The organism is Nocardia sp. NPDC052566, from assembly GCF_044547285.1.
GTDB lineage: Bacteria > Actinomycetota > Actinomycetes > Mycobacteriales > Mycobacteriaceae > Nocardia.
The window spans coordinates 379,923-404,155 of the sequence record NZ_JBIUAF010000006.1 but is presented as its reverse complement, the minus strand read 5'-3'; the positions used below and the strand labels follow the sequence as shown (position 1 = coordinate 404,155).

Annotated in this window: 19 protein-coding genes; 6 read left to right on the top strand and 13 right to left on the bottom strand. The window is 64.4% G+C overall.

What is annotated here, in order from left to right; translation table 11 throughout:
• Window positions 1-61: 61 nt before the first annotated feature.
• The 10 genes from ACIG5A_RS31665 to ACIG5A_RS31620 form a co-directional block, all read right to left on the bottom strand.
• Window positions 62-640 (bottom strand): hypothetical protein, encoded by a 579-nt coding sequence (locus ACIG5A_RS31665; RefSeq protein ID WP_397246770.1) that lies wholly within the window; start codon window positions 638-640, stop codon window positions 62-64.
• A 223-nt stretch (window positions 641-863) separates the two neighbouring features.
• Window positions 864-1,151: a hypothetical protein gene (locus ACIG5A_RS31660; protein ID WP_397246768.1), complete on the bottom strand. Its 288-nt coding sequence runs from the start codon at window positions 1,149-1,151 to the stop codon at window positions 864-866.
• A gap of 63 nt (window positions 1,152-1,214) precedes the next feature.
• The gene (locus ACIG5A_RS31655) at window positions 1,215-1,478 is read right to left on the bottom strand and encodes a hypothetical protein (RefSeq protein WP_397246766.1); all 264 of its coding nucleotides are present in this window, start codon (window positions 1,476-1,478) and stop codon (window positions 1,215-1,217) included.
• Window positions 1,479-1,537: 59 nt separating this feature from the next.
• A complete protein-coding gene (locus tag ACIG5A_RS31650) occupies window positions 1,538-3,238 on the bottom strand; it encodes a VWA domain-containing protein (protein ID WP_397246764.1) in 1,701 nt (566 codons plus the stop codon).
• Window positions 3,239-3,300: 62 nt separating this feature from the next.
• Entirely contained in the window at window positions 3,301-4,506 is a 1,206-nt protein-coding gene (locus ACIG5A_RS31645; RefSeq protein ID WP_397246762.1) for an AAA family ATPase, read from the bottom strand.
• A gap of 1,053 nt (window positions 4,507-5,559) precedes the next feature.
• The gene (locus ACIG5A_RS31640) at window positions 5,560-7,377 is read right to left on the bottom strand and encodes a hypothetical protein (protein WP_397246760.1); all 1,818 of its coding nucleotides are present in this window, start codon (window positions 7,375-7,377) and stop codon (window positions 5,560-5,562) included.
• A gap of 30 nt (window positions 7,378-7,407) precedes the next feature.
• Entirely contained in the window at window positions 7,408-8,136 is a 729-nt protein-coding gene (locus ACIG5A_RS31635) for a hypothetical protein (RefSeq protein WP_397246758.1), read from the bottom strand.
• 14 nt (window positions 8,137-8,150) lie between these two features.
• On the bottom strand, window positions 8,151-9,281 hold the full coding sequence (locus tag ACIG5A_RS31630) for a hypothetical protein (protein WP_397246756.1): 1,131 nt from the start codon (window positions 9,279-9,281) through the stop codon (window positions 8,151-8,153).
• A complete protein-coding gene (locus ACIG5A_RS31625; RefSeq protein ID WP_397246754.1) occupies window positions 9,278-9,568 on the bottom strand; it encodes a hypothetical protein in 291 nt (96 codons plus the stop codon). Before ACIG5A_RS31625 ends, ACIG5A_RS31630 begins: the two co-directional genes overlap by 4 nt.
• Before the next feature lie 212 nt (window positions 9,569-9,780).
• Window positions 9,781-10,824 (bottom strand): GAF domain-containing protein, encoded by a 1,044-nt coding sequence (locus ACIG5A_RS31620; RefSeq protein WP_397247965.1) that lies wholly within the window; start codon window positions 10,822-10,824, stop codon window positions 9,781-9,783.
• A 372-nt stretch (window positions 10,825-11,196) separates the two neighbouring features.
• On the opposite strand from ACIG5A_RS31620, the gene ACIG5A_RS31615 reads away from it, so the two are divergent.
• On the top strand, window positions 11,197-12,156 hold the full coding sequence (locus ACIG5A_RS31615; protein WP_397246752.1) for a hypothetical protein: 960 nt from the start codon (window positions 11,197-11,199) through the stop codon (window positions 12,154-12,156).
• Window positions 12,157-12,234: 78 nt separating this feature from the next.
• Here ACIG5A_RS31615 and ACIG5A_RS31610 read toward each other — a convergent pair whose 3' ends face one another.
• Window positions 12,235-13,344 carry an FAD-binding protein gene (locus ACIG5A_RS31610; protein WP_397247963.1) on the bottom strand — a complete coding sequence of 370 codons (1,110 nt, stop codon included), beginning with the start codon at window positions 13,342-13,344 and terminating at the stop codon, window positions 12,235-12,237.
• A gap of 314 nt (window positions 13,345-13,658) precedes the next feature.
• Here ACIG5A_RS31610 and ACIG5A_RS31605 point away from each other — a divergent pair, with 314 nt between their 5' ends.
• Complete coding sequence (locus ACIG5A_RS31605; protein ID WP_397246750.1) at window positions 13,659-14,585, top strand: hypothetical protein; 927 nt, start codon at window positions 13,659-13,661, stop codon at window positions 14,583-14,585.
• Window positions 14,586-14,601: 16 nt separating this feature from the next.
• On the opposite strand, the gene ACIG5A_RS31600 is transcribed toward ACIG5A_RS31605, so the two are convergent.
• Together ACIG5A_RS31600 and ACIG5A_RS31595 are read right to left on the bottom strand one after the other, a co-directional pair.
• A complete protein-coding gene (locus ACIG5A_RS31600; protein ID WP_397246748.1) occupies window positions 14,602-17,436 on the bottom strand; it encodes a hypothetical protein in 2,835 nt (944 codons plus the stop codon).
• A gap of 39 nt (window positions 17,437-17,475) precedes the next feature.
• Window positions 17,476-17,610, bottom strand: a complete 135-nt coding sequence (locus tag ACIG5A_RS31595; protein ID WP_397246746.1) for a hypothetical protein — start codon at window positions 17,608-17,610, stop codon at window positions 17,476-17,478.
• Window positions 17,611-17,849: 239 nt separating this feature from the next.
• Between ACIG5A_RS31595 and ACIG5A_RS31590 the strand changes: the two genes are divergently transcribed.
• The 4 genes from ACIG5A_RS31590 to ACIG5A_RS31575 all read left to right on the top strand — a co-directional run bounded on the left by ACIG5A_RS31590 (window position 17,850) and on the right by ACIG5A_RS31575 (window position 23,992).
• Window positions 17,850-19,268: a DUF4041 domain-containing protein gene (locus ACIG5A_RS31590; RefSeq protein ID WP_397246744.1), complete on the top strand. Its 1,419-nt coding sequence runs from the start codon at window positions 17,850-17,852 to the stop codon at window positions 19,266-19,268.
• 185 nt (window positions 19,269-19,453) lie between these two features.
• Entirely contained in the window at window positions 19,454-19,822 is a 369-nt protein-coding gene (locus tag ACIG5A_RS31585) for a hypothetical protein (RefSeq protein WP_397246742.1), read from the top strand.
• Window positions 19,819-21,138 (top strand): tetratricopeptide repeat protein, encoded by a 1,320-nt coding sequence (locus ACIG5A_RS31580; RefSeq protein WP_397246740.1) that lies wholly within the window; start codon window positions 19,819-19,821, stop codon window positions 21,136-21,138. The genes ACIG5A_RS31585 and ACIG5A_RS31580 overlap by 4 nt, the downstream gene beginning before the upstream one ends.
• A 184-nt stretch (window positions 21,139-21,322) precedes the next feature.
• The gene (locus tag ACIG5A_RS31575) at window positions 21,323-23,992 is read left to right on the top strand and encodes a tetratricopeptide repeat protein (protein WP_397246738.1); all 2,670 of its coding nucleotides are present in this window, start codon (window positions 21,323-21,325) and stop codon (window positions 23,990-23,992) included.
• Window positions 23,993-24,233 lie beyond the last annotated feature (241 nt).

Genomic DNA, 24,233 nt, shown 5'->3' with positions numbered 1-24,233 from the left:
ACAGCATTGTGGGGACAAGACCCGTGTCTTGTCCCCACAAACGCTCTTGGGCAACCCGGTGCTAGTCGGTGGCGGGAACCGCCTCGGCGGGGCATGTACTGGTGAGCAGTCCTGCAGATTCGAGCAGCTCGCGCAGCTCGTTGAGCTCATCCAGGAGATGCTCAAGATCGGTGGCCAGCCAGGACTCGGGCACGATCGAAGGCGGGTGCCCGCCGACCAGGTCGTCGACGACGGTCCTCACTTGCGCGGCGAGCGTACGCGCGCACGTCAGCGCCTCCTGCTCGCTGTCCTTCAGCGTATCGACAGCGATGGCCCGCTGAGCGGTCACTAGCGCTGTCATCTGTTCGGTGAAACCGGGCTCGTCACCGCCGACATGGCGCAGAAACCATGGCGGTACGGCCACACTGCCCTGGTAACCGGGCACGGAGACCGAGCACATCGCGACGCCGCAGTCGGCATATTGGAATACCACCCTGCCTCGCAGGGAATCGTCCTGGCAGTGCATCACTTCGTCGCCGATCTCGATCGGGCACGGCGCACCGAAGAAGTGCGATGTCTGGGCCAAATACGCGGTGGCCGTGCGTGTTTCGTCTCCACAGCTGCCGTTGTCGCGGGTGTCGGGGTGCGCGTTCTCGGTCATGGTGCTACCTCCGTATGGGTGTTCGGTGGTGTCGCCCATCGGGCCCGATGCCAGACGGGCGGGGGTTATTGGGGGAACGGCGCGGCGTGCAGCGCGCCGGTGATGTTGGCCCAAGCCTGCGACCTCGCAACCGGCCGCAGCCAAGCGGCGAAGGGGTTGCCGGACAGGACAGTCCAGCAACCCGGGCGGATGTGTGACTCGAGGCACTCACGGTTGCGGGGACTCAGCGTCCGATCTCGGGTTCGTGACCGGCGGGCAGGGCCTCGCGGAGCGCGGCGGTCACGCCACCGTTCAGGATTTCCAGCCCCTCGGGGCACCGGCCGACCACGGTGCGGACCGCGCCGAAACTGTAAGCGGGCAAATCGTCCTCGGTCAGCAGCGCCAGCGTGGGGGTGCGCATCGTGCCGAACGCGTGCACCACAGGGTAGAGGCCCTCGGCGTTGCGCTGGTAGATCGCGTAGTGGTCACGAGTCACGACGTTGCGGGCCTCGTAGATCGCATGCGGGTTCATGATCTGTTGTCTCCTAACGGTTTTCCAGGATCGGCGGAGGGGATTCGGATGGCGTGTGTGTTGTTAGTCGGCGAAGGGGTTCGGCCCGAACATTGCGGTCCAGCAGTCTCGGCAGACGCGCGACTTGAGATACTCGCGGTCGGGGGCACTCAGATGCGGAAAAGCGTCCTGCATCAACATTCGCCGTTCACGCCAGGCGGTGTACCGGTCGTGATTGACCTGGAAGGTGGCGGTCTTGCGGCAAGCGTCACAGGTGACCTCGATCGACAGATCCAGGGGCGTGTCGGTGTCGGAGCGGTTCGCGTCGTCGGTCGTGTTGGCGGTCATTTCGGATGTGTCCCTTCTGTTTCGGTGCCCCCGCACCGGGTTGGGGCGGGGTGTCTTGGCTATGCGGTACGTACAGCGGTGACGGCGGCGCGGGCGATGGCGGCGATGGTGTCGGCGGGGTTGGTCAGTTCGTGCACGGTCGCGCCGGTGAGCGGCTGAGCCCAGGGTTCGTCGGGGGTCAGCCACAGCACCGCGCACCCGGTCTCGCGCAGCCGGTTCAGGCGCTGCTGCGCGGCGGCGCGGGGCGCGGGGCGGAAGTCTCCGTCGGAGATGATGACCAGTAGCCGGGTGTTCTCCGGGCGTGACAGGCCGAGCGCGCCGTCGAGAGCGTCGATGGCGGTGTCGATGGCCTCCCACACTGCGGTGGCGGCGAATTCGGTGACCTTCTCCGGGGCGGTGCCCGGATAGGTGACCGGCAGCACCTCACGGCCGAAGGTCAGGGTGGCCGTAACGGCGGGCATTATGGCCAGCTTCGCGGCGGTGGCGATGATCCAGGCGGCCGAGGCCACGTCGGCGGTGTAGTCGCTCATCGACCCGGACACGTCGCAGGCGATCCCGATCCGCAGCGGCGGTACGGGTACGGGTTTGCGGGTGGTGCGGGTGAACGGCTCGGCGGTCGGTATCGCTCCGGCAGCACGCTGGGCGTCACGGGCGAGCGCGCCACGCATCCGCAACCGGCCCGGCGGCAACGCGGAGGTGGTCTTGATAGCCGCACGCTCGCGCTGGCTGGCGGTGGTGAGCGCCCGCGCGAGCACTCGCGCGGCTACCTGTTCCCCGTCGCGCGGTGCGCGCACGGGGCGGCGGGCGCTGCCTCGGCCGGTTGGGGGGCGCTTGCCGAACACGGACTTCGCGGCGGTGTCGGCACGGTCGCTATGAGTAGCCTCTTCCGAAGCGGCGCGGTCGGCGAGGTCGGCCGGGTCGGGCGGGAGGCTGTGCACGGCAACACGTTCGGCAATCTCGCCGAGACTGCCGATGACCGCCTCGCCCAGCGGGGAGCGCGGTTGCGGGGTGGTGTGGGGCTCGGGGCCAACGAGCTCGGCCCAGCGCCGCCCGAGCTCGAGCATGCCCGTGGTGTTGGTGTCCGACAGCCGCCGCGCGATGCGCCACAGAGTCCGCAACTGCCGCAAGAGGTCTCGCCCGAGCACGGCCTCGATCGCAGCGGCGGCGGGCGCGCACTCGTCGGCGTCGAGTACCCCGGCGTCGATGCGGGCCAGCATGAGTGCGGCGGCATGGGCGGCGGCGTGACGAGTCGGCGCGACGGTGGCGGTGGCCAGCTCGCCACCGCTGTCGGCGAAGACCAGCGCGCGGGTACTCGCGCGCAACCAGTGCCGGTCGGCTGGGCGGCGGCGCAGCTGGGCCGCCTCGATGCGCGACTCCTCCAACAACCTCGCTGCCGCCGCGACATCGGGGGCAGTGGCCGGGGGCGGTGTCCAGCGGGTGTGGCGGGCGTGGGCGCATTCGTGGGTAAGCGCACCCCAGGTCGGGGCGTAGCGGTTGCGGTCGGCGTAGCGCCACGGGCGGGCCGTGCCCGGGTCGACTCCGAGGTTGCGGCCCTCGATCGCGATGAGCTTCAGGTCGGAGACGAACATCGCGAGCGCGCCTCCGGCCGCGCCGGGCGCGATGATTACGGTGAGGTCGGCGCGGTCGGCGATGGCGGGGGTTTCGGCGGTCATGGCTTGGGACAGCTCGAGCCAATCGGACAGCGCGGGCGGTACCGGCGCGGGTGCGGTAGGGGCGGTGGTCACGTGTGTGGCGGTCATGACGAGCAGCTCCTTTCGGTGGGGCCGATACCCGGGGTGCGCCCGGGGCACCGGGGCGGGGGTCAGGACTTGAGGCGGGCACCGAGGGCGAGGGGTTTGTAGGTGCTGCCGAATTCGGTTTTCACCACCTCGGCGACGATTTCGCGGTCCTCTTCGGGGGCGGTGCCGATGAGGTTGGCGGCGGCGGTGGCGGCGTCCACGGCGGCGGCGATTTTGGCGAAGGCCAGCAGCTCGCGCAGTTGCGGAGCCCAGCCGATCTCGCCACGGCCCATCCGTTGCGACAGTGCCCGCGCGGTGCGTACGGCGCGCGTGTCCACGCCGAGCCCGTCAGCGATCTCGTAGTCCGAGGACACCTCTACCTGGAGCGCGAACCTACTGGCGAGGGCGTCGGACAGGATCGCGCCGTGTACGCCGGGGTTGTGGCCTGCCACTACGAAGAACCCGGGCTCGGCTTTCACGACCTCTCCGCCGTGGGCCTTGATCACGATCTCGCGGCGGCCGTCCATGGCCGGGTAGACCACCGCGAGCACGCTCGGCGGTATCAGGGTGGCGTCGTCGATGAACAGCACCGCGCCCTCGCGCATGGCGCGGACCAGCGGTCCGTGCACGAACTCGTAACGGCCGTCCGGGGTTTGGGTGTACTCGCCCACGAAATCGGCCACGGTCGTATCCGAATCGCCTTGCACGGTCAGAAGATCCGGATAGGCGGCCTCGATCAGGCTGGTCTTGCCGGTGCCGGGCGGACCGTACAACAGGACCGGAACCCCGTTGTCGCGCATCCGGGCCAGCACTTCCACATCGGGCAGCCCTGCCAGCGCGCGCGGGTGGTACACCTGCCCGTTTGGGCGCATCACGGGGGCCGCCGCCACAGGCGCGGGGGCGGACGCTGTTTTGCGGCGGGATGGCGCGGTCGTGGCGGGTACGGGTGCGGCGGCGAGGGCCGGGGCGGGCACGGTGGGAGCCGGGGCGGCAGCGGCCGCGCTGGCGGTGTCGGCGTTGGCGCGGTATCGGCGGGGCTTGTCCTGGGTACGGTCGGCGTGCCCGTTACGCACCAACACATCGAGGGCATTGCCGATCGCACCCGATGACCGGCCAATACGATTGGAAATCTCGCGGGGACCGAATTCGGCGCCGGGCTCATCGGCCAGCACACGGGCCACCATGCGGCGCAATTCACCGTTACCCAACCGCGCGGCGGGTGCGGGTGCGGGTGCGGGTGCGGGTGCGGGTGCGGGTGCGGGTGCGGGTGCGGGTGCGGGTGCGGTCATGACATAACTCCTTCGCGAACGAAATGAGCAGGAAAAAGCGAGCGGTCGGTGGGGGTCACATGTCGCAGTCGGTGAAGTCGAACATCTGACTCGCCTCCGTTTGAGTGAATTAGAAACGGTTTCGGACATGAATCAGGCAGGGCGAGAAATCCTCGATGGAAATTGTTTCGTTTTCCCCAGTGAAACGAGATTAGCTCCACCCGCAACCGAAAAACAACCCCATTCGCCCGATTTCACGAGATAATTTCTAAAACAAATCCCGTCATCAGGGCAATAAATTACGAAAATGCGCGTGCATATTCGACGCCACCCGACGCACCGAGGAAATGGAAAAGGTGGATAGAAAATAGATATATAGAAAGGAGGGGAAATCCGATTACAGACGGGCAGATGAAGGAGGAGATGAGTTGGGCAGATGCAGGCGAACCGAACCTCCGGCCGCATGTGTGTTTGTTCCTACCGGAGGGTAGGACCCTGGGCGGTTATGGGCATGGAACTACAGCCTTGACCAGGGGATATGAGCCCACTTGGGTAGCGCGTCTTGATCGCGCCCCCTATTGCGCCCCTTAACGCGCTACCGAACGCGCCACTCGGCGGACACTGCTCGAAAGCCATCGATCCAGAAAAAGAATGACAGCGCCGCGCACGAATCAGTAACCGCATCGCACAAATTCGGACCGCCGGGAATCGGATTCAATCGATATCGAATTCCGCCAAGGATAATCACATCCGAATAGCTGCCGTCAGCGACGGCTAACAGTAATGATACAACGATTCTGTGATATAGATATCGCCGCAGGGTAGTACTTCATCGAAGTGCGGCAGCATTGTGTGCTCTCAAGAGCGGAAGCCGCCGCCAGTCAGATACGCGGCACGACGAGTATCACGATTACGAAGGTAATCGACGTGCGCGGGCGGTACTTCGATCGCAGTACCGCAAGTCATGCCGCTCTCGAGAATCCGATGTCGGAGCAGCCCGCCCGCGCGGGGGTCTGGCGGCCGACGCCTCGCGCTCCACAATTCGATCGTTTGAAATACGCGATCGTGGCGCTTTCAGGATGCGCGCTGATGTAGGGCGCTGACGAGCGCGAGTGTTTCGCTGCTTGGTTCTTCGTCGAGTTCTTTCAGTCGGCGGGTGAGTATTTCGAGGGTGCTGTCGATGGCGTGAATCTGTCCGTGGCGGGCTTGTAGTTTCATCAGATCGCGGAAGACGTCTTCGTTGTGCGGGTCGATGGCGAGGGCCATTTCGAGCAGGTGTGCGGTAGCGCGCGGATCGTGGGCGACGATCTGCTCGGCGAGTGCGCCGACGGCGGTGATCGCCTCGTTGCGGACACAGGTGCGGACGGCGTCGAGCCAGTCGGCGTCGAGGTCGGCAGCCAGCAGACCGGTGGCGGCCAGCTCGATCAACCGCGTGGACGTGGCGCAGTGCTCGTCGGGATCGGTGGTGCGGCGCCGCTGGGCAACGAGCTCGGTGTACTCGGTGTAGTCCTCGATGCTCACCGCGGCCGGGTTGAGCCGATAGCGGCCCGAGCCGGTGATCAGCAGCTGGCCCACGGCACCGTCGGTGGCCTCTGCGACAGCGGTGCGCAGCCGGGCCAGAGTGGTGCAGATCGCGTTGGCCGGTCGCACTGTGCCGCGTCGGCCCCACAACGCCTCGATCAGCTGGGTGCGGTTCACTCCCTCGGGGTGGATGGCCAGCAGGGCGAGTACTTCCTGGCTGCGGCGCTGCAGCTGGGCGGTGATCTCGATCGGCGGTGTCGATGCCTGCTCGCCCGTCGGCTTCGGCTCCCACATCACCCGCAGCGGCCCGAACAACCGAAGCGTGAGGTGAGGCACCGGGGCGGGTTCGGCCGCCAGCGGCGCGAACGGCGCGGAGAGCCTGGGCGGGGTAGGTGCAACGGGATCGCTCGCACCTCCCCATCGGGAGGCTGGCTCGGCGACCGCGCTCGGTCGGGTGACTTCGAGTTCGATTGCGTCGCTTTCCGGGGAATTCGGATCGTGCTGAAGGACCGGTGGGTGCTCACGGAGGAAGCGGGCTCTCGATGACGCGAGGCTGTAGATCGCCGGTGTGGGCGCTGCTGCGCTGGTCCTGCCAGGGTGTGTTCGTCGCAGTGCTGTGGTGTAAGTGCACGGTGCGCGTTCAGCGGCCTTGGTGTCGTCGGGGCGCAGGTGTGTGCACAATGCGGTGGCCACAGCACGCGCTGCTCCGGGGAGGGTGCCGCGGCGATGCGAGAGCCGCGTGCCGCCCAGAATGGCGGCAGCACCGCGCGAGTCCAGTGGCAACCGGCCCAGGATCGGCACAGCTAGGCTGGCCGCGAACTCCTCATCGGTGTGCGCGCCGATGAGGACCACCGCCCGGCGCGGACACCACTCGGCGATCTCGTGCAGCCGCTGCCGAGCCAATCCCGCATCTGCGAGGTCGGCGCGCACGAGCACCACCAGGACGTCGGCGCCGGAGAGGATCGGCATCACCGCGGAGACCGGGTCGGCCTTGCCGGTGTCGGCGATCACCACGACCTCGTGCGGTTGATGTCTGCGTGTTCTTGCTGGCGGGGCCATCGGCGAAGTCAACACTGTCCGGATGTGATCGGTGCCCGAAGGCGCGGCCAGCACTGGCACGCCGATCGGCAGCAGTTGGGTGTGCGCGGCCAACTGCTCGGCTCCGGAAGGTGTGCTCGTGTGTGTTGCGGCGGTCGCCAGGCTCGCCAATCCGAGGCTGGGGTGGCCGCCGGCGAGTCCGGCGAGCCAGCCGCCGCTCGGGTCGGCTTCGAGGACGATCGGTGTTTCCGGGCCCGGCCATCCGGCCGCCAACGCGACGGCGGTGGTGGTGACACCGGTGCGGGCACCCAGCCCCGTGACGGCGATCAGCACTGTCGATCTCCTTCCACTGTCTGTGTGTCGTCATGCTGCGGTGATCGAAGTGATCACGTGCTTTCCGTTACCGTCGGTGGCGGTGGAGATCCGTTGCCGCCATTTGGATTCCGCGAATCCGGGGCGGACCTCGGTCAGCTCCACCAGGTACTGGCCCGCGACGAGCCGCCGGATCTGCACGCAGTAGGTCGTGCCCGGTGGTACCGAGTCGATCCCAGCCTGAATCTCTGCGGCATGTGGGACCGCGGCATCGATAGCGACCACCTCCCGAGCCATGCGTGCATCGCGAGCCTCGTAATAGGCGGCCTCGAAACGCGTGATGGCCTGAACACCATCAACAGTTCGACTCGACCGCGGTCCCATCACACCTACGGCCGGGGCGGTGCCACAGCAGGCCAGGCCGTTGCCGCTCACGACAGGCTCGATATCTCCGGGCGGGTTTGCCGCCACAGTGGTGGCATGCCCGGTCCCGCTGCTGATCGGCGGCTGGTGCCCGCCAGGGCGCAGTGTGGTCACCGCAGCGATCAAGCAGACTGCCACCGCCATCGAGGCGACGAGCGCCGCACGGCAGCGAGTCCTGGTGTGCTGCAACGAGTGTGGCTGTGGGCTGATTGGAGTCAGCCAGCGCGGCAGTTGGCTGGCCGTTCGGTCGGCGACCGTAGCGGCCAGCCACTCTCCGAATACCTGCCGCCCTGGTGTCATCGCATCGATCACGATCATTTCTGGGTCGAGGCGATCCGGTACATGGTTGTCGTTCATTTGCGGCTCCTAGGTCAGGCCGCCGGAGTCGGTGCCAATTGGGCCAGCCAGTCGTGGACCGACTGCTCGTAAGCCGGTGCGATCGCTGCCCACGTCGCCCCGAGTACAGGCGCATCCCCTGCCGGGAGCGCGGTAGTGATCGCCGCCCATTCGTCCGGAACCGGTACCGAGTCCTTCCGATCGCCGAGAATCTCGGCGACCGGTGTACCCAGTCCGGCAGGATCCAGGCCCGCCGTATCGGCCTCGGTCGCGACCTTGGACAGCAGATAGTTGCACCATCCCCGCTCACGATTGGCAATCTCCGGTGCGAGCCAGTTCGGACGTGCGATACGGAACTCCCCCACGGCCAGTGGTTCATCGATCCCGGCGACCGAACCGCCGGTTGCATCGCCATATCCCGGATACGACCTCCAGGACGGCGTTCGTATCTCCACAGAGGACTCCGGGCCTTCGGGCATCCATATCATGACCGCCCCACCGCTTTGCCCTTGCGCAGGCGATGGAAGCTTCGGTGGCACCGGCTCGACAGTCACCCCAGCCTGACCTGTTCCCAGCCCGGGGGCGGTCACCCCGGCCTGGCCATCCGGGTCGGCATGCCCGGATACCGCCACCACCGTTGACATCACTATTGCGGCCACAACCGCCACCGCTGATCGGCGAGCTGTCGCAGCGCGGTGGCTGAAATCGAACCACCGGCGGCGTGCCGCCGATGGTTCGACCAGCGGCGGAACGACACCGCCGACACCGCCGCGCAGGCACGTCCACATCGCGCCCTCCTGTAACGCGAAAACGTGCACCAGATCGACGGCCCGCTCGGGCAACCCACGAGCATGTAGGTACTCGCCGATTACTTCCACCCGTGTCAGTACTGCGCCCGCAACCCGGCTCGGTGCTACCGCGATCACGACCGCCTGCTCGGCCTCGACCGGGATCGTGGCGGCAACCTCACGATCGAGCCCGGTCACCGACTCGCAGCCCAGGATCTTTCTGTCACGGATCCAGACAACCCAAATCCTGGCCGCAGCACCCGAACACCCCGTGGTGAGTCCGGTCCTAATCGCAGCCAAGTCGTTTGCTCGCAGCACCGCAGCAGTGAGCGCTGCTGCCACCAGCGACTGCGAATGACTTCCCAACGGCCAGTTCATGACAGCCCCTCGCGTTCCGCTGTATCGGCGGCGGCCAGCGCGAGCGCCTCGTCGGAGAACCGTCTCGCGAGCGCGACGCAGTCGCCTCGGTTCATACCGCGCTGAAACTCTTTGACCAGAGCGGTGATAACGCAGACCGGGTGAACATTGTGCGCTGGCTCCGTGAGCAGGCTCAACGATGCGGCAAGTGCGTCGTCATCGTGGCGTGCGGCGTGGGCGAGCATCGCCATCGCCAACTGCTGTTCGAACGTCGATAGTCGACAAAGTTTCATCTTCGTGCCTTTCAAGTCGGACCCTTGGTTTGAGTGTCCGGACCTCGAAGACACGCCGACAATCCGAGGTCCGATGGCAAGTCGCTTCCTCGGTGGGGAAACGACGGCCGTGTACTGGAGAATCAGTAGCGGCCAAGCACATCGGCGCCGGTTAACCTCGGATCGCCGGAAGCATCAAAGAAGACAACGCTTCTGTCGCAAATTTCAATATGACGGCACAGCGGTAGTTAGTTGCGGTTCTCTATCCAGAAGTCGATATTCGCTTGGGGGCGAGAATAATTGGTCAGCGGCGTGCAGGCGGCGTGCAGGGTTGTCCAGGGTTGCTCGTCGGTGAACCGTATGCGCAGGGCGATCTGCGCCGACCGGTTGCAGGCGAGATCGGTGAGCACCTGCAGGACCGCGAGCTTGTCGTCCGGATGGATCTGCGGGTTGCGGTGTCGCCATGAGGTCATGCGTGGGTCGTTGCCGCAGCTGAACGAGTGCATCAATGTCGTGCGCAGGTCCATCAGCGCTGAGCCGTGGCCACGGGGCGTGCGAGCTGAAAGGTGCTCGATCAGCGGGTCTCGACTGGGTGCCGGGACGATGGCGGTGATATCGGCGATCACCCCGCGAACGACGCGCAGGCCGTCCTGGTCGCTGGCCGATCGAGCTGCCATCCATAGATGACGTCGCGATTTCGTGTCGGGGTCATCGATGACGAGACTTTCGCACCACCGCGAGGCGGGGTCGACGGGGTCGAACATAGCGACGAGCTCAAGGCGCTTGTCGAGCCAGACGACCCGCTCCAGCAAGGCCGGCAAGGTCCAGGTGGTGTCGCTACGGAACAACGGAGGTACCAGCCCGTGCGGGCGGCCGAATCGGGCGATGTTCAGGGAGTCGAACTCCAGCGGGACAACCGGTGTGCCACCGTCAGCGCCGCTGTCCCCGACCTCCACTCGGATGGCATGTACGGCACCCGACGGGCCGAGAACGGGGATACACTCAGCGGCCACCATGCGCTGGTGACCGAGCAGAACCCCACTACGTGGTGCCTGGTGACGTGCCGCTTGTGCCAGCAGTGCAAGCCCAGCGTCCACTGACGTCCGGGTGTTGCTGGCCAGATCGGTTCTGCGGAGGGCACGAAACAGCCGGTTAAAGCGGTGAGGTCCGTCGTTGTCGACGATGACGGTCGGTTCCATGGACTCACCCGCAAGGCACTCCACGAGAAGGCGGTGACCGTCAGAGGCCTCACTCACCTGCACACATTGTGGATTCACTTGCGAGTTGCTCATTCCGAACGGCTCGCACTCCAAGGCCACTGAGGCCGCGTCACGTTTCACAGTGTCCATCGCCGCACCTCCTAGTTCGTTCCGGCGCACTCGATGGTGGAAGCGCCGAGTGCCGGGTACCTATTCGACCAGCCCCCGCCCCATTGCAGAACGGCCAAAGACAAGGCCGATAACTAGGCTTCAAGCTAGGCAGATTGCCCTCCACAGGCCGAGAACTCGATACCCGAGGGGCTCGAATCGATCTGAGGCGCGCGGCCCTGACCTGCATCGATGTCGCGAACATGGTGGTGGGCAGCACCGCCATGAGGCTAGTGTGGTGTACATCACTACGAATGAGGCCGGAGGCAGTGATCGCGGAATCTGATCGGGGTCGCGATGGAAGACGGACAATCAAACCTCAACAAGAAAGGTTCGCTGGGACACACACCCGACGAACCGCAGCGTTCCGATTCACCATCCCCGACAGGCACCAGACTGATTTCCGATGATTCGGCTCAAACGAAAGTGTCCCCGAACACCAGGCTTGTCGAACTCCGCATCGCCCGCGGGTGGACACAGGAGCAAGTGGCGCAAGCCATCGCCAACCTCGCCGCAGAACACGGGAAAACCACAGGGATCACCGGCAATACCGTGTCGCGGCTCGAACGAGGCTGCTGCACATGGCCACATACCCTGGTCTCCGAATTCGAATCCCTGTTCCAGTGCTCGGCGGCGGATCTGGGGTTCGTCAATCGACGCGTGGGAACAGGGCTGCGCCCGTATCGCGGCGCGGACCTGGATACTACGAGCTGCACTCCGGCCGCGACAGAGACCTCGGCCCACGCATCGCTGACCGGTGAGAACGGTTCACTTGGCACCGGCCTGTTCGAGGCGCCCAGCCCCGATATCTACTCGCCGATGTTGGCCGCCTACGGAACCCCACAGCTCTACATCATCGCCCACAATAAAGAGCACCAACGAGCCTTTCCGGGCATCACGGTCGGCACCAATCTCCTGGAGTGGGCCACCCTCAACCCGATCGCACGTGAGGTATTCGTGGAATGGGAGTTGGAAACAGAGCTGCTCGGAAACGCGTTGCGCCAAGCCGCATCCGATCCCCACAACGGTGAGGCTCGGGCGGTACTGCGGAAGTGCTTGGACGAGTCCCCTGAGTTCCGGGCAATCTTCGACCGGGGAAATACCGAAATCCAACGACCGCACTCGTACCAATTGCTACGGGATCTAGACAGCGGCGCGATACACCGGGTGGAGTGCACGATCTGGGTTGCCTACACGAACGGCGAACTAGCTCACTTCTATATCGGCAAGCCGCTCAACGAGACTTCCCCGAGCTGATGGCCGGGCGAAGGCGTAGCCGGACCACCGCGGAGGTCAGCTCGTCGCGCGTCCGAGCGTTGCGGAACCAGCGCTGTGTCAGATGGCTCGGGCGAGGTCGGCAATGGGCTGAGGCGGATACGGAACACCACCGATGGCCTGTGCGCGGGCGTAGAGCTGATCGTTGGCCGCAGACATTTGGGCAACGGAGTGGCAGCCGGGGGATGCGGTGCGCAGGAGGGCGAAGAGCACTGCATCCGATGGGGCGCGCAGCATCGGCACCTGGCCAGGGCGGAAGCGTTTGATGAGTATCACGCCGCTGAGGCCGATGTCGTCGGGTGTGGCGTGGGTCAGCGTCTGTTCGATCAACGGGGCGGCCTGGGTAGCGGGCAGGATGACCTGCCCCCACGGGTGGGGGCGCTCCCACTCTCCGAGCTCAACGAGCTTTTCGACGTCCGGACGCAGACGGTCGGCGAACTCGACGAACGTAAGCTCCTCGACATCGGTGTGGGAGAGTGCACTGGGCGGGCTGCTCGCGTCGTACAGCACGGCCTTGAGCTCGAAACCGGACGACTTGACCTGGCCGGAGATGTGGTCGGCGCTGATGCGGCCCTGCTCAGCGATGAGCTCAACTATTGAGGCGCAATGCATCCGGCACGAGAGCACACGCTCCGGCGCCGCGATCAGACGAAGGGTAGCCGTCGCGATGACACCGTGCCGACCCATCCCAGCCCGCAGCGAATCAAAGAGGTGCCGACGGTGACTGGGCGAACAGTTGACGATCTCCCCCTCCGGCGTGACCGCCTCAAGCTCAATGACATTCGCTGCTTGAGTACCGAAAATGTGAGAGGCACCGCCGATCCCAGCGGCCGAAAGCGTCCCACCGACTGTCAGGTCGAGGTAGTCGGTCAATACCGGCGGCATGAGCCTGTTTGGCAGCGCCGCATCCAGCACCTCACGCCATGTCGCCCCCGCGTCCACGGTGACACTGTCCTCACTCACCCGATGCACAGCGGTCATGCCCCGCATGTCGAGGGCGATGCCGTCTGTCAACGACTCACCACGTGAGGAGTGTCCGCAACCGCGCGCAACCATCTCCACAGCGTCTTCGGTTGCAGCGCTCCGGACGACGGCGGCGATCTCCGCAGCGGAACTCGGGCGGACTACCAACCGAGGGGTACGGAGGGCAACTCCGCCGAAATCACGCATCGCACCACGGGGGTCCGCATCCGTCATAGCAAAACTGTAACGAACCCCCCGCACGAAAGCTCGCCGCTACAGGCGGCACGCCGCCATTCCCATCCGGAACTGCCCCTCCCTCGACCGGCTAGGTCAATCCCCTCCGAGGAACGTAGTCAGCTGCCCCGGCGTGTCGCCCGATGCGAACACTTGCTGCCTCTAACCTGTTGCCGAGGCCGCGTTCGACGGCCCATCAGGACCGCCAACCCGGAGGCGGATCACAGATGAAGCCCGCGGCGGCTCGAGCGTTCCGAATGATCTTCCGGAGCCTGCGATCTCGCACCATGACCGGGCGCGGTGAAGAAGGGATCCTCGTGCCCACCCCACAACGCGACGAGTGGCTGGCCGCCCGTGCCCGAAGTCGCTTGACCCGAGAGGGGTACCAGCGCGCCCTGCACGCCATTCGTAGCGACAGTCTCACCACCGTGTCCGTCGCCGACTCGGCAGGCCAACAGCGCCAGCTCGAAGCGGTCCTGTGCGCGCATCTGGCCCACCGAGGGTCCTGGGCACCGACGAAGAGCTGGTTTGCCGAGTTGGCAGCCCACTCGACCCGTGCCGCCCTTACCCTCAACGCGGGCAGCACACAGGCCACCGCCGCCCTACTGAACGAACTGCTGCCACGCGCATTCGCCGACGATCACGGCCAGGAAATCCACGGCATCCCAGGGTTGAGAGCGCGCCGATGCGGATCACACTGGCTGCTCACGCATTTGGGCATTGCCGACGCCGTAGTGCGATTGGTAGCCCACCGAGTGTTCGACGTGCCGGACAGTCTGTTCGAGATACAGAGCGATCAATGGTGGCGGCTGATCGATGACCCGGCAGCCGCGCACGAGCGCGACCACTTCGACTGGCGCCATCTACCTGACGGCGACTGGGCTCTGCTGTGCAGTCGCCTTCTGCGCAGGCCCAGCCTGCTGGACCCATGCTCCCTTGGGGCCACCTCGGTGTCGACCTACACGACAGATGACGATCTGTGCATGGAATGGACGGGGCCACTCGAAACCGGTCATTACATGGAGATCGTGCTGCGCGCGAACCTCGACGTCACCCTGGACCCCTACTACGACGAGGTCCTCTACACCGAAGACAACCCAAACAACACAAGAGAAGTGATGTACCAGTTCGGCACTGCCCGGTTGATCGTGCGCCGCCAGCCCACCTCCAGACGACGCAGTAGCAGCACTAACCGGGATCCCGCTGTGCTTTGACGCAGGTGGGACATCGTCATCGAGACTCTGCGCTATTCCCCGATGGGACTCTGGCTGCGGCCTTGTCACGCAACGTTCCATCAGGGTGTAGGCCGAAACGGCTCAACCGATAATGGGTGGCAGCATCGCCGCGTCGATTGCGGAGGTCGGCGATGTGCCACCATAGACCGACCTGGCCGTGCACAGCGACGTCGTCGATTGCCAGCTCCTCAGCGCCTAGTGAATCGCCATCGTCTTCAAGGGCGTTGATTGTGTCGAAGGCGCTCAGCGATTCTGTATTCCGCTGCGCGATACGCTTAGCCTCCTCGTGTTGTCCGGTATGTTCGTAGATTGTCACGAGGACTCTCTGGGCGTATTCCCCGTCGATGTCGCGATACTCCGAACACGCACGCTGGGCGGCATCCCAATCGCCAACATCGCAGCGCTGGCGGATGATCTGCCGCCAGCCGTCCTGTCCACCGAACAGTCCGCCGGACTCGAACGGTGCCGCGTTCCGCGCAGCGCGCTCGGCTTCCTCCTGTAGCCCCGCTCGCTCGTACTCGCCAGCCAGATCTGCCCATCCAGTTCCTTCTCCGAGGCTTGCAGCCTTGGCTGCAGCGACCTCGGCGGTGCCGAATTGTCCATCCTTCGCCCGCTCAGAAGCGAGTCGCGCCCAACCCATTCCCTCCCCCTGCTCGGCTGCGCGCTCTGCTCCCTGTGCATCCCCGCGGCCATGTCGCAGGGCGGCAAGTTCGGACCAGGCATACTGCGGCTCATCGACGTCAGAAAGGGCCGTACGAAGCATTGCCTGCTCCGCGGCCTCGTACTCCCCCAGCAATGCCAGCGCTCGTCCGACGTCCTGCCAGGAGTCCTCGATCCCTCGTTCGGCAGCTGCCTGAAATGCCCGCGCTGCGCCGCGGTAGTCGCCATACGGATACATGAGTTCGTTGCCGATTTTGATCCATCCGTAGGCGAAGCCCGCAGCGGCCATGGCCTCGGCGGAACGCTCTGCGCCCACGAAATCACCTGAGGAAGTGCGGCTTGGGATGAGATGTTCATACCATGTGGTCGGGATGCCTTCTCGCTCACAGTCTTTCCGGGCGGCTTCGTCTGCGCCGAGGCCATCTCCATGTTGCTCCCGCAACTTTGCCACGACAGACCAATCGACGAAGACGTCATTGGCATTCTGGAGCATCGTCTCGGCTGCCGCCGGGTCGTCGACCACGTAATAGAGCAAGGCGATCTCGTACCAGAGATAGCCGGGATAGCCATGTGCTGCACCGAGATCAGCCCGTGCTGCAGCGACCAATTCATCGGCAAGCGACAGGTCATGAAACTGCAGAGCTAATCGGGCGAGGTCCGACCACCCGCCGATCCAGCCCAATTCGATGGTTCGCCGATGCAAACGCTCTGTCTCCGGATAGAGGAGACGACGCCGAGCCTCCAGCGCGACAGCACGAGCTGCAGACCGATTGACTGCCCAAGTCGCAACGATTCCCCACAGCCCCTTGTGCGGTGGCTGGCTTCGATGCCGTTTGCCGTAGTAGCCAAGGAAGTCCGCGAGCACAAAGCCATCCAGGGCTTCGCCGTCGACGGCGGTTCTGGCAGGCTCTAGAGCTGCAATTGCCCGTTTCACCGGTGTCGCTGCTTGTCTGATGGCCAGCTCGAACCAATCGAGACGCAGCCGTAGTCGTTGCCGTGAGCTCAGGTAGCAAGAGGCGGCCTCGCGCAGCATCCCCTCTGGGATCGGAAGTGTATGGCCGATGCAGAACAGGTCGATCGCGGCGGTCAACACGGCGTACAGTTGGGCGTCGGCGTTCTCGTACATCTGCACGAGAAGCGGGCCGCCGGTCAAGTTCTGCACGAGTTCTCCGCTGGCGACAGCAGCATCAACCACGTCGCCGAACTCCGGCCCCAAGATTCTGCGGGCGTCGTCGATCTGCGAGGCGGAGAACGTCGAGGGGACATCGATCATCTCTACATTCAGATCGAACAATCGCTCGACCGCGATCCCGAGATCGAGCTGATCAACGAAATCCGTTCCACCCCACATGGTCCCGATGGCGATCACGGCGCAACCGTCGGTTAGGACCTCGAAGAGCCGCATGACAACGTCGTCGATGTCACCGTTTCCGAGAAGGACCTGGATGTCGTCGAGCCAGATCACGGTCGACGCACCTACGCCCCCTCCGAGGACCTGCCGAAGCTGATCCTTCCCGGTCGGGCGGACAAGCGACCAGTGCGGGATGCGGTCTCGTACTGCCTCCACTGCACACCTGGTCTTGCCGGTGCACGAACCTCCACGCACGATGATCATCCGACTCCCGTGCCCGGCGAGGGCGCGATCGATCGCCTGTCGGACTGCGATGTCATGGGGGCGCAGAACATAGTCGACCATTCGATTTCCGCCCACCGTCGCGTGTACGCGCAGTGCTTCGGACGACCACTCACCGATCGGTTTGCTGACCGGATAAATCGAATCTTGGAACTGTGCAGCGGTAGCCGGATCGGCCAGCGGACGCAACTTGGCAGCCCCTGCGAACGGTTCGCATAGCGACAGCGAGTCGCCCCGTTTTCTGGTCTTCTCCCACAACCCCCGCCACGTCTCGACGGCGAATCGAGACGTGTCTGACGGCAATCCCTCGGCCTGCGCGACCAGACGGCACGCAGCGACGAACTGACGCACTGTCGCGAACTTCGGCGGGGTAATACCGCGTTCAGCGTTGTACAACGTACCGACACTGACCGGATCGTCGCATATCGCCTTCAACTTCAGGTGCAGCATCTTGTAACTGGGTCCGCCGACCTCTTCGCGCAGTGCGGCGAGGTCAGCGGCCAGCTGCCTACACGCGCCTGGATCCGGGCTACCCATCGGCCATCCCATGCGCTGCCCGACTACTGTCGTGGACCTTTACAGCGAGCACACGAACAGAACCGCCATCGCCGCCGCCGCGAGAACTAGCACGCACACCACAAACCGTAGCGTGGTTGCCCACCCGTCCATCGCCTTCCGCACGGTCTTGCCGATCTCGGGCCACATCGCCATCCTCCATTCGTACGAGCAGATCCGACATCTAGTGCAGCACACCATGATTCGTAGCGAACTTCGGTGAATGGCTATGAATGCGATTGTGTGGAACTGACTGGAATTGATTCGTTTTGACGAGTCTCCCCCTGCCGCGCCCGCTCCTTCGGATCGTCCCGTTGGGACCGGTTCGTGCGTTGGGCCTCCGAATGTTGGTGTGCGCTGGCATCCTCGAAACAGCTACTGCGACAAGGGGGATCATGAGTACCACACCACCGAACTGGTATCCCGACCCTCAGGACAAGGGCTTTCTGAGGTATTGGAACGGCACGGACTGGACCGGCGACCGGATACCTACCTCTGCCGTAGACGCCGCCGGGGCGATCCGATACGGCGTCGTACAGGCTGAGAAGGTGCCACTGTTCGGCGCCCGCGCCTATGCGAAGCGACAGTCGCAGGAGCTGGCTGACGCGCTCACCGAGAACCAAAGACTCCGAGCACAACTGGAAAGCATCGGAGGACTCGAGATCGCCGAACTGCAACGCCTGCGTGATCAGCGCGCAGCGCAGGTCACCGACCAGCAGACGCTGCTGGACAGCCTGCGCATACAATTGGAAAGCCTGCGCGCACAATTGATCAGCACCAAAGAGGAACAGATGCTTCAGGAGATCGGCATCTACGAATATCGTCACCCTCTATCGGACTCGGTCAACTATCGTGACGAGCTCAAACATCTACAAGGTGAGATCAAGGAGCTGGCGCGCCGCGATGGTGGCGCGATCGAGGCGTCGAAGACATGGGCTGTCGAAGGGTCGGACGCCGCGGGCCGCAAGATGATCCGCGAGTACTCGATGCTGATGCTGCGCGCCTACAACGCCGAGGCCGACAACCTCGTCCGAAGTCTCAAGCCGTACAAGCTCCCCGCGGCGCTCGACCGTCTCGACAAGATCGCGACCATCATCGAACGGTACGGCAAGACGATGCAGTTGCGCGTCACCCCGCAATATCACAAGCTCCGTCGACGCGAGCTGGAATGGACCGCTGATCATCTCGAGAAGGTCGCCCAGCAAAAGCAGGGCGAGCGCGACGAACGCGACCGGCTGCGTGAGGACCGCAAAGCGCACGAAGAGCTAGCTCGTGAGCGAGCGAAACTCGAAAAACTGCAACAGCAGGACCGCGAAGCCCTCACTGCGCTCGAGGCCGCGGGCAATAAGGACACCGCGGACGCGGAAGACCTGCGCGCCCGGCTGGAGGATCGGGAACGAAAACTCACCACAATCACCAACCAGGAGAACGACATTCGCATCGGCCATGTCTATGTCATCTCCAACGTCGGCGCGTTCGGCGAAGGTGTAGTCCAGATCGGCATGACCCGCCGCCACGACCCGTCGGACCGCATCAGTGAACTGAGCAATTCGGCGGTACCGTTCCGATACGACGTCCACGCCCTGTTCTACGCCGAAGACGCGGCCGGAATCGAAGCCGAGCTGCATCGCCGGCTGAGCGACAAACGCGTCAACGGAGTCAATCAACGTCGAGAATTCTTCTACGCCACTCCGGCGGAAGTACGTGAGCACCTGCAGGCACTGACGGACCAGATGCTCGAGTTCAACGAGCTCGCCGAAGCAGTGGAATACCGCCAAAGCCCAGCCGACCCCCGGAGTACCCGCCAGCAATGATCATGCCCACCACCGTGGTTCGACACTCCAGCGTCCGACTGCACGGACATGTCGACCGGAGTGAGTGGGTTCTCGACACCGCTCGCTCACACGCAGCGATGCGGTCTGGGATTCAGACGAGAAATGATGGTGCAATCCCACTGGTTCGTGTGCGTGGTGAGGCTGGGCGCGGCAGGATGGATACCATGCCGGAAGCCAAGGGCCAGTTGACGATCCGCTCCAACGGCAGCGCCGATGACCTGTTCCAACTCCTCGAATGGTTCAACGACGACGACGAACTCCGGGGTCGAGTCAGCCTGCCCCCAAACCAGATTCGTCCGGGCCAGATGGGCGACCTCTACGACGTGCTTGTCGTGGCCGTCGGCGCGGGAGGAATCGCCCCAGCGCTAGCCCGGTCGCTGACAGCATGGTTCACCGTGCGCCGATCCGATATCGCCGTCACCCTCAAACTCGACGACCACACCGAGATCACCCTCGACGCCAAGCGAATCAAGACACCGGAGATCACCCAAGCATTGCAGAGCATGCTCGAACGGCCCCACGACCCACAATGACACCGGCACCGAGTCGCAGCGGGTGGCGTGCCGCCCTGATCGGAGTGAGCCGGTACATCGACCCCGAGTTCCCTGATATACCGGCCGCCCTCAACAACGTCGCGGACCTCGCCCGGCTCCTGACCGCATCCACCGGCAGCGCGCTTGCCGAAAAACAATGCAGTGTCCTGACCGATCCCGAGCACAACACGCAGGTTGGAAAGGCGGTCGCTTCCGCCGCACGCGAAGCCGAGGATGTGCTGCTGGTCTACTTCGCCGGACACGGTGTCGTAGACAAGCGCGGACGGTTGTACCTGGCTCTGTCCGGCACCAGCCGAGACGAACCCGAATGGAGCTCAGTGCCATTCGCGACACTGCGCGACGAACTCCTCGCGAGTCCGGCCCGTGCACGCATCTTGATCCTTGACTGCTGCTTCTCCGGACGAGCGTTCGAAGCCATGGGTGCGCCATCCTCGCTCGTCGACGGTCAAATCGACATCCAGGGCACCTATACCATCGCCTCCTCCGCCAGAAACGAACCGTCAGTCGCGCCCGAAGGCCACCGCCACACCGCCTTCACCGCAGCCCTGCTCAGCACCGCCACCAACACCAACCTCACACTCGACCAGCTCTACCAGAAGATCGACCAAGCCCTGCACCGCGACGGCTACCCCCGCCCCCAACGACGCAGCATCAACATCGCCGGTGAACTACGTCTATTCACCCCACCCACCCTCCGACCGACACCTGGCGCTCCCTCGATCACGCCGATCATCAACCACCCCACCGGTGCTGATGGCGACACCGACGAACTATTCGAGAACGGTCGGCGCTTCGTCCTCCAAGGCAATCTCCCTCAGGCAGAGAGCTCGTGGCGGCTGGCCGCGTCGCTTGGACATATTGGCGCGATGAACAACCTCGCCGATCTGCTCGATACGCAAGGTCAAGCCCGCGAAGCGCACGAGTGGTACCGCGAGGCCGCTGAGCGCGGCAACGTCGAGGCCATGGGCAATCTGGCAGTCCTGTTGCACCAGGTGAAACGCGTCAGCGACGCCGAACTCTGGTGGCGCCGAGCAGCGCAGTCCGGCAACACGGACGCTATGTACAACCTCGCCCTCCTGCTCGATAAGTCCCGCCACCCCGAGGAAGCCCTCACCTGGTATCGGCGAGCCGCCGAATCTGGCCACACCGACGCGATGCACAACCTCGCGATCCGCCTGCGCTACCGCGGACAACTCCCCGAAGCCACCACCTGGTGGCAACGCGCCGGTCACCGACGGGTACAACGCACAAGCGAGAAGCTGCGCGGGCCAGTTTCACGAAAGCAGTCGCAGTGAGAACGGTGTACCGGACAGGACCTAGTTTCAATGCGGAGCCGCTGCTGAGACCGGCACCCGAACCGCCGAGCTTCTCCAGACGAAGTACTGGGCGGTTGAATACGGAGGGACACAATTTCTCCAGGATGGTATGTGACCACGGAACGGTCACTAGTCACTACCAATGGTCTCGAAGGGGGCTAGCGTGGGGGAACTTGGTCCGCGTGAACGGTTCTTCGCTCGATTGGATGAATTACACCAGGCGGCTGCATCGCCGCCGGAGCACGTGATCGCGCAGCACACCAAGACGAGCACTACGACAGTTCGTGGTTGGCTGGCGCGCTGTCCAGAGAAGCGGACGGTCCCGCGCAACAGTGACCAGTTTGAGCGACTGATCGTATTCCTGATGCAGCGCGCAGGCCGGAAGCAGCCCGATACGCGTGAGATCAGGAGATGGGATCAAGCCCGCCGAGCCGCGTTGGCAACTGTTGTCTCGGCCAGTCAAGTTCCGGTATCAGCGGAAGACACCGGGCGCGCGGACTCAGTGTGGCAAGGATGCGTCGAACAGCTCGGTTCCGATGGTGGTCTTCCGCGAGTCGCGGACCTCGATCCGTACTCGGTGGGTGCGACACGCAACATATTCGGACGAGCAGGCAATGCTGGAGGTGACCGATATGTTCCCCGCACGGCGAATCAGGTTGACAGCAAGGTCATTTCGGCGTTGAAACATGCTGACGTGGTCGTGCTAGTCGGCCCGTCGAAGGCAGGCAAAACGCGCACGTTGTTCGAGGGCGCTCGCCGGGCAGTGCCGCACGCACGGATGCTCATACCAAGCCGCGGCGCATTAGGGGCTGTGATCGACCTACCAGACTTTCGTGATTGTGTCGATGAGATCGTTGTGTGGCTGGATGATTTACAGGACTTTTTAGTCGGCGACCGTCCGCTGAGCCCGGCAATCCTGGCACAGATCACCGCGCGGCCAGCACGAACGGTCGTTGCGGCCACTATTCGCGATGTTGCTGTCAACCGGCTGATCCAAAGCACCGGCGAGTTGACTCGTGACCAACGGATGGTCTTGGCTCAGGGCGAGTTCGTCAGATTGGGATCGACCAGCGACGACGATTCCGAGCAATCCTTGGCCGCCGCACTCTATCCCTCGCTGAACCTGCGTGGATACGGACTGGCGGAGGTACTCGCCGGCGCACCGGAGTTACTTCAGCGCTATGACGCAGCTCGGTGCTCCGACCCTGCACTTGGTGCGGTCATCCAAACAGCAATCGACTGGATCAGGGTAGGTCGGCTCGACGCAATCCCAGAGAGTCAGCTGTGCCGACTCGCCGCGTTTGTCGTCGAACATCAGTGGCCACATGTTGACATCACCAACTCCGCGATCGGAGAGGCTGTGGTGGAGGCACGGATGCCGCGAGAAGGCTCTGGTCGGGTAGCGGCCCTTCAGGCCGAACGGTTACCCACCGGCGAGCGCACGTACCGGCCGTTCGACTACCTCGTAGCCGCAGATGATGGCCAGGATCGTCCGGCGCGTGCGATTCCCCGCGACTATTGGGCAGCAGCCACACACGATGCTGATCCCGAAATTCTGACCCTTGTCGGGCTCCAAGCCCAGCTGCGGGGACATAGCGACATCGCTGAAAGTCTTTGGCGTCGCGGCGTCGACGCCGAATACCCCGGGGCGCTTTACAGTCTCGCCGTCGCGAGGCATCTCGGCGGAAATCTGCGTGAGGCCGACGACCTGTATCGCCGAGCTGCCGCAGCTGGCTGTACACCGGCGTTCGCGAACATCGGGTTGCTGTGCAAGGAACGAAATGACCTGGGCGAGGCCGAGATATGGTGCCGCAGGGGCGTGGAGGCCGGGGATCTCACGGCAGTACACAATCTGGCTGTCCTGCTAACCGAGTCGCAACGGGCAGATGAGGCCGAAGATCTGCTCGCGCGGGCAGCTAACACCGGTGATCCGGACTCGATGTTCGACTACGGGCAGGCGCTGCGCCGCCACAGCGATCGGATGGCGGAGGTTGAGCGTTGGTTCCTGCGGGCAGCCTGCGCTGGACATATGCGCGCTGCTTTCAACCTTGCCTGTGTGGCGCTCGACCGGGGGGACCTCGATGTGGCAGAGCGTTGGTATGTGCGAGTCCAGCAGTCCGACGCCGATGCGGACGCTGAGATCGCTATGCACGCGGCTCACGGCCTCGGCGTCGTCCACTCCGACCGTGGAAACCTGACCGACGCCGAGATGTGGTTCCGTCATGCGGCAGCAGCCGGATCGACAAAGGCGATGTCAGCGTTGGGTGTCCTTCTCATGGACCGCGGTGACGTGACAGAGAGTGAGAGTTGGCTACGCCGCGCAGCAGGCGATGGAAACCTAACGGCTGTTAGGTTCCTCGCCATCGCTCTATACCAGGGCGGCAATGTAGCTGCCGCGGAAGAACTCCTGCGACCGGGCGCCGATGCGGGGGATCTGGAGTCGATGCGCAGCTATGCCGGGTTGCTGCATGATCGCGGCAGTCTCGAAGAAGCCATGCCGTATTTGCGGAGGGGAGCCGGGAGCAACCACCTGCCGTCGATGGTGGCCTTGTCGAAGGCGTTATACCTCGCGGACCAGCTTGAGGAGGCAAATTACTGGCTGGAACGGTGTGCAGATGCGGGTGACCTGGATGCGATGTATCGACTCGGGTTCCGTCACGTCGGTAGCGGCGATCTCGAACTCGGAGAAAAGTGGTACCGCAGAGCGGCCGAGCGAGGACATTACCGCGCAATGAACAATCTTGCCCTTCTGCTGACGGACAAGGGCGAGAAACTGGAATCGCACCGTTGGCTCGAACGCTCACGTGGCACGGGTGCTCTCGACCGGGAATAGCGGCGTGAGGGAACTCGAAGGGGACCGTATCCGCGCGTAGCGGTTGGCCCAATCTGCAGGGAGGCTTGTCTCCTGAACACATCGTTTCTGTCGAAGACAAGTGCCGACTCGGTGCGAGTCGACACGAGTCGCAGCCACCTTCCGATACTCATAAAAGGCCTCTGACCTGCATCAGATCTCCCGCCAGCCGATGATGCCCGGGTTGTGCAGTCGCAGCTGGATTGGTGAATCTCTACCAACA

Bases quoted from the DNA above. Each gene is read 5' to 3' on its own strand.
- ACIG5A_RS31665 (WP_397246770.1), bottom strand. From the start codon at position 640: ATGACCGAGAACGCGCACCCCGACACCCGCGACAACGGCAGCTGTGGA.
- ACIG5A_RS31660 (WP_397246768.1), bottom strand. From the start codon at position 1,151: ATGAACCCGCATGCGATCTACGAGGCCCGCAACGTCGTGACTCGTGAC.
- ACIG5A_RS31655 (WP_397246766.1), bottom strand. From the start codon at position 1,478: ATGACCGCCAACACGACCGACGACGCGAACCGCTCCGACACCGACACG.
- ACIG5A_RS31650 (WP_397246764.1), bottom strand. From the start codon at position 3,238: ATGACCGCCACACACGTGACCACCGCCCCTACCGCACCCGCGCCGGTA.
- ACIG5A_RS31645 (WP_397246762.1), bottom strand. From the start codon at position 4,506: ATGACCGCACCCGCACCCGCACCCGCACCCGCACCCGCACCCGCACCC.
- ACIG5A_RS31635 (WP_397246758.1), bottom strand. From the start codon at position 8,136: ATGAACGACAACCATGTACCGGATCGCCTCGACCCAGAAATGATCGTG.
- ACIG5A_RS31630 (WP_397246756.1), bottom strand. From the start codon at position 9,281: ATGAACTGGCCGTTGGGAAGTCATTCGCAGTCGCTGGTGGCAGCAGCG.
- ACIG5A_RS31620 (WP_397247965.1), bottom strand. From the start codon at position 10,824: ATGAGCAACTCGCAAGTGAATCCACAATGTGTGCAGGTGAGTGAGGCC.
- ACIG5A_RS31615 (WP_397246752.1), top strand. From the start codon at position 11,197: ATGGAAGACGGACAATCAAACCTCAACAAGAAAGGTTCGCTGGGACAC.
- ACIG5A_RS31610 (WP_397247963.1), bottom strand. From the start codon at position 13,344: ATGCGTGATTTCGGCGGAGTTGCCCTCCGTACCCCTCGGTTGGTAGTC.
- ACIG5A_RS31605 (WP_397246750.1), top strand. From the start codon at position 13,659: ATGACCGGGCGCGGTGAAGAAGGGATCCTCGTGCCCACCCCACAACGC.
- ACIG5A_RS31600 (WP_397246748.1), bottom strand. From the start codon at position 17,436: ATGGGTAGCCCGGATCCAGGCGCGTGTAGGCAGCTGGCCGCTGACCTC.
- ACIG5A_RS31595 (WP_397246746.1), bottom strand. From the start codon at position 17,610: ATGGCGATGTGGCCCGAGATCGGCAAGACCGTGCGGAAGGCGATGGAC.
- ACIG5A_RS31590 (WP_397246744.1), top strand. From the start codon at position 17,850: ATGAGTACCACACCACCGAACTGGTATCCCGACCCTCAGGACAAGGGC.
- ACIG5A_RS31585 (WP_397246742.1), top strand. From the start codon at position 19,454: ATGCCGGAAGCCAAGGGCCAGTTGACGATCCGCTCCAACGGCAGCGCC.
- ACIG5A_RS31580 (WP_397246740.1), top strand. From the start codon at position 19,819: ATGACACCGGCACCGAGTCGCAGCGGGTGGCGTGCCGCCCTGATCGGA.